Origin of the sequence: Actinosynnema sp. NPDC023658 (assembly GCF_040639995.1) — a bacterium.
GTDB lineage: Bacteria > Actinomycetota > Actinomycetes > Mycobacteriales > Pseudonocardiaceae > Actinosynnema.
The window spans coordinates 1-5,279 of sequence record NZ_JBFAAX010000402.1; the positions used below are offsets into that span (position 1 = coordinate 1).

At 71.9% G+C, this 5,279-nt stretch carries 4 protein-coding genes; 2 read left to right on the forward strand and 2 right to left on the reverse strand.

Annotated features, from left to right (window positions below; translation table 11 throughout):
• Positions 1–1,943, forward strand: a 1,943-nt coding sequence (locus AB0G02_RS27535; protein WP_360799177.1) for a glycoside hydrolase N-terminal domain-containing protein, incomplete at its 5' end; no start/stop codon positions are given.
• Between the two features lie 58 nt (positions 1,944–2,001).
• On the opposite strand, the gene AB0G02_RS27540 is transcribed toward AB0G02_RS27535, so the two are convergent.
• Positions 2,002–2,577 carry a DinB family protein gene (locus tag AB0G02_RS27540; RefSeq protein WP_360799180.1) on the reverse strand — a complete coding sequence of 192 codons (576 nt, stop codon included), beginning with the start codon at positions 2,575–2,577 and terminating at the stop codon, positions 2,002–2,004.
• Between the two features lie 61 nt (positions 2,578–2,638).
• Positions 2,639–4,510 carry a rhamnogalacturonan lyase gene (locus tag AB0G02_RS27545; protein ID WP_360799183.1) on the reverse strand — a complete coding sequence of 624 codons (1,872 nt, stop codon included), beginning with the start codon at positions 4,508–4,510 and terminating at the stop codon, positions 2,639–2,641.
• A gap of 254 nt (positions 4,511–4,764) precedes the next feature.
• Here AB0G02_RS27545 and AB0G02_RS27550 point away from each other — a divergent pair.
• On the forward strand, positions 4,765–5,279 hold a 515-nt coding region (locus AB0G02_RS27550; protein ID WP_360799186.1), incomplete at its 3' end, for an ATP-binding cassette domain-containing protein.

The following is a 5,279-nucleotide window of genomic DNA, read 5'->3' on the forward strand; positions in this document are numbered from 1 at the left end:
CCGACTACCGCCGCGCGCTCGACCTGTCCCGCGCGGAAGCCTCCGTGACCAACCGGGCCGACCGCGTCCGGTACACCCGCGAGTACTTCGCCACCGCCGTCGACGGCGTCCTCGTCGCCCGCCTGTCGGCCGACCGGCCGGGCCGCATCGGCTTCACCGCCTCGGTCACCGCCCCGGACAACCGCTCCCGGCGGACCACGGCGAGCGGCGGCCGTTCCACGTTCACCGGGGCGCTGCACGACAACGGCCTGCGCTTCGAGTCGCAGTTCCAGGTGCTCAACCGGGGTGGCGCGCGGATCGACAACGCCAACGGCTCGGTCACCGTGGCGGACGCCGACAGCGCCGTGCTGGTGTTCGCGGCGGGCACCGACTACGCCGAGGACTACCCGACCTACCGCGGTCCCGACCCGCACGAACGGGTGCGGGCGGCCGTCGACGCGGCCTCGGTCAAGGGCTGGCACCGGCTCCTCGACGCCCACCAGCGCGACCACCGCGCCCTGTTCGACCGCGTGCGACTGGACCTCGGGCACCGGCCGGCGGACGTGCCGACCGACGAGCTCCTGCGCGGTTACGCCACCGCGCCGGCCCCCGCCCGCCGAGCGCTGGAGACCCTGTACTTCCAGTACGGCCGGTACCTGCTGATCTCGTCCTCACGGCCGGGGTCGCTGCCCGCGAACCTGCAAGGCGTCTGGAACAACTCCGCGAACCCGCCGTGGAGCGCGGACTACCACGTGAACATCAACCTCCAGATGAACTACTGGCCCGCCGAGACGACGAACCTCGCGGAAACCACCGGGCCGTTGTTCTCCTTCGTGGACGAGCTGCGCGAGCCGGGAGCCGTCACCGCCCGCGAGATGCACGGCAGCTCCGGCTGGGTCGTCAACAACGAGACCAACCCGTTCGGGTTCACCGGCGTGCACGACTGGGCGACCGCGTTCTGGTTCCCCGAATCGGGCGCGTGGCTCGCGCAGCACTACTACGAGCACTACCTGTTCACCGGCGACCGCCGGTTCCTGCGCGAGCGGGCCTACCCGGTGATGAAGGAGCTCGCCCGGTTCTGGCTGGACAACCTGGCGGTCGACCCGCGCGACGGCAAGCTCGTCGTGACGCCGAGCTACTCGCCCGAGCAGGGCGACTTCTCGGCGGGCGCGGCCATGTCGCAGCAGATCGTCCGGCAGCTGTTCGCCAACGTCGTCCCGGCCGCCGACCTGGTGGGCGACACGGCGTTCGGCGGCGAGGTGCGCGAGGCGCTGGACCGGCTCGACCCCGGCACCCGGATCGGCTCGTGGGGCCAGCTGCAGGAGTGGAAGGAGGACTGGGACGACCCCGCGAACACCCACCGGCACGTGTCGCACCTGTTCGCGCTGTTCCCCGGCAACGCGATCAGCCCGCTCAAGACCCCCGAGCTGGCGGCGGCCGCGAAGACCTCGCTGACCGCGCGCGGCGACGGGGGCACCGGGTGGAGCAAGGCGTGGAAGATCAACTTCTGGGCGCGGCTGCTGGACGGCGACCACGCGCACCGGATGCTGGCCGAGCAGCTGACCGGCAGCACCCTGCCGAACCTGTGGGACACCCACCCGCCGTTCCAGATCGACGGCAACTTCGGCGCGACCTCCGGCGTGGCGGAGATGCTGCTGCAGAGCCAGGACGGCGTGGTGCACGTGCTGCCGGCCCTGCCGGGGGAGTGGCCTGACGGCTCGTACGCGGGACTGCGGGCCCGCGGTGACGTCACGGTCGACGTGCGGTGGTCCGGCGGCGCGGCCCGGGAGATCACCCTGGCCACGGGCCAGGACGGCCCTGTCACCGCCCGCAGCACCCTGTTCCGCTCCGGTTTCCGGCTGGTGGACGCAGGCACCGGTCGCCAGGTGCCGGTGCGGCCCGACGGCGACTCCATCACGTTCACCGCCCGCGCCGGCCACCGCTACGTGGCAACAGCCCGGTAGCCCTCGCGGGTAGGCCGGGACCGGCGTCCGGTCGACCCCGGCCTGCTGCCCATCCCGGCTACTGGCCGACCCGGCCGTCGATCCGCTCGCGGAGGAGGTCGGCGTGGCCGTTGTGGCGGGCGTACTCCTCGATCATGTGCACCAGCACGGCGCGCAACGGGATCGGGGCGTACTTCGGGTTCCCGCCGCCGAGCACGTCCAGGTCCGGCGCGGCGTCGACGAACCGCTCGGCGAAGGCCACCTCGGCCCGCCAGGTGGCCCACGCGTCCTCGACCACCTCGGGATCGGCCGTCGCGCCGCCGAAAGCGACGGTCGCGGAGATGTAGTGCGCCGTGACGTCCTCACCGGCCATCACCCGCCGGAACCAGTACCGCTCGACGTCCGCCAGGTGCCGCACGAGCCCGAGCAGCGACAGGTCCGACGGCGGCACCGAGCGGCGTGCCATGCCCCCGGCGTCCAGCCCGGCGCACTTCAGCTCCACCGTCAACCGCTGGTCGCGCAGGTACCGCACGAGGGTCTGCCGCTCACCCGAGTACGGCCCGCCCCGCCCGCGCGGGTCGTCCCGCGGGTCGAGCCACCGGTCCGACCAGCCGAACGCCCGCCGGAGCGGGGCCGCCGCGGGCGCACCCGGCACGGGTGCGAGAGAAGGCGGCCCCGTCCGTCGGGCGCAACCGGACCGGGGTCCGACCACCCGACTAGCCGATGCTGAAGCTCGGGTGCGGCGGCTGGTTGTACGCGGTGTTCTGCCACGCCACCGCGACCCGGTACTGGCGGTCCTGCATCAGCGACGGACGCGAGATGCCGGTGGTGTCGGTGGTCGAGTAGATGCGCAGCTTCGTGTTGTCCGAGGTGCGCCAGATGACCTCCTCGCGCCAGTCCCCGAGGATGTCGGCCGACAGCGCGGGCGTGGACTTGGTGCCGTTGTTCGACGCCACGCCCGACCCGGTCAGCAGCCGGGTGTCACCGCTCGTGCCGTACTTGTCGATGTGCGTGCCGTCGAGCAGCTCCCGCTGCGCGTCACCGTCCCACCAGATCACGAAGTTCGCCGACGACGGGACGCGGCCCACGCTGTTGCCGGACGCGTTGAGCAGGTTCGCCGGTGCGCCACCGCCCGTCGCCCAGAACTCCGCGCCCGCGTTGCCCGCGTAGATGTCGGCGGCCACGCCGCGACCCGGGCCCTCGCCGCCGGTGTTGTTCGGCTTGGAGAAGATGATCGCGCCGGTGCGGGCGTCGTGCAGCTCGAAGCCGGTGGTGCCGCCCTCGTGGATGTCGAACACCTCCAGCCCCGCCCGGCCGGGCACGAAGTCGCTCACGTGCAGCGCGTCGCCGTGCCCGAGCCGCGTGGTGTAGAGCCCGGCGCCGTTGTCGTCCACGGTCATCGCGCCGTAGATGATCTCGTCACGGCCGTCGGAGTCGACGTCGGCCACGGACAGGTTGTGGTTGCCCTGGCCCGCCCACGCCGAACCGTTGGTGGAGCTGTTGCTGTCGAACGTCCACCGCCGGGTGAGCTGGCCGTTGCGCCAGTCCCACGCGGAGATCACGGACCGCGTGTAGTAGCCGCGCGCCATGATGATGCTGGGCCGCGAACCGTCCACGTAGGCCGTGCCCGCCAGGAACCGGTCCACCCGGTTGCCGTACGAGTCGCCCCACGACGACACGGTCCCGCGCGGCGGCACGAAGTCCGCGGTGGCGAGCACCGCGCCGTCGCTGCCGCGGAACACCGTCAGGAACTCGGGCCCGCTGAGGACGTAGCCCGACGAGTTGCGGTAGTCGGCGGACGAGCTGCCGATCACCTGGCCGGTGCCCGACCGGGTGCCGTCGGCGGTCTTCATGACCACCTCGGCCCGGCCGTCGCCGTCGTAGTCGAACACCTGGAACTGGGTGTAGTGCGCGCCGGCCCTGATGTTGCGGCCCAGGTCGATCCGCCACAGCCGGGTGCCGTCCAGCCGGTAGGCGTCGATGTAGACGTTGCCCGTGTAACCGGACTGCGAGTTGTCCTTCGCGTTGGTCGGCTCCCACTTCAGCACGATCTCGTACTGGCCGTCGCCGTCGAGGTCACCCACGCTCGCGTCGTTCGCGGTGTAGGTGTAGTCCTCCCCGGAGGGCGTCCGGCCGCCCGCCGGGATCTGCAACGGGACGTCGCGCGAGCCGGCCGCGATGCCGACGTCGCCCGGGGTCGCGGTGAACCGCAGCGCCTTGTCCTCGGCAGCCGCGCTCACCTGCTCCACCCCGGCGACCACCGGTCGGACGGTGTACTCGGCGTCGGCCGCGGCGCCCTGGTCGACGTAGTTCGACGAACCCGAGATCGGCGTCGCGTTGACCTTCGTGCCGTCGCGGTAGAGGTTGAAGGCGGTGCCCGGCGCGTCACCCGCCAGCACCCGCCAACTGACGTAGTTGCCCGAGCCGGTCCGGACCGCGATCAGACCGCGGTTCAGGCGGTCGACCTGTTGGACAGCCTGGGCGGGTGCGGATGTCGCGGTCGGGACGGCCACCACGGCCGACGTCGTGACCGACGCCGCCGCGAGGACGACCGCGGCCAACCCGCGACCGACAGCTTGTGCGCGCACGGTACCTCCACATGTGCGATAACAACGTTGTTTTCGACACGTCCGGCGGCGGGAACGCAGGAACGACCGCGACTCTGCGTAACGGTCTGGATGGGGACCGTACACACGCCACCGGTGGGGGCGCAATGGTCTGAAACGTATCAGTCGGTTTCGCCCGGAAGCCGCCGCCGGAGCGGGCACCGGGTTCTCGAAGCCGTTTCCTTGACGTGTCGTTGTGACCTGGATAACTTGAACGACGTGGAATGAAACGTTTCATGACCGCTCTGGGGAGCGAGGTCAGCGTGAGCCCACTGCTCGAACTCCGGGACGTCGACAAGTCGTTCCAGGCCGTGCGGGCACTGCGCGGCGTCTCGCTCTCCCTCCACGCCGGCGAGGTGCACGCGCTGGCCGGGGAGAACGGTGCGGGCAAGTCGACCGTGGTCCGGATCATCGGCGGCGAGCACCGGCCGGACGCCGGTGAGGTGCTGCTCGACGGCGAACCGGTGCGGTTCGCCTCGCCGCGCGACGCCCGGCAGCGCGGTGTCGCGGTGATCCACCAGGAACCCGTGCAGTTCCCCGACCTCAGCGCGGCCGAGAACGTGTTCATGGGCAGGCAGCCGCTGCGCCGCGGGCGCCGGATCGACCGGCGCGAGCAGCACCGGCGGACGGCGGAGCTGTTCGACCGCCTCGGCGTCGCCCTCGACCCCGACCGGCCGACCAGGGGCCTGTCGATCGCGGACCAGCAGATCATCGAGATCGCCAAGGCGCTGTCGGCCGAGGCCCGCGTGAT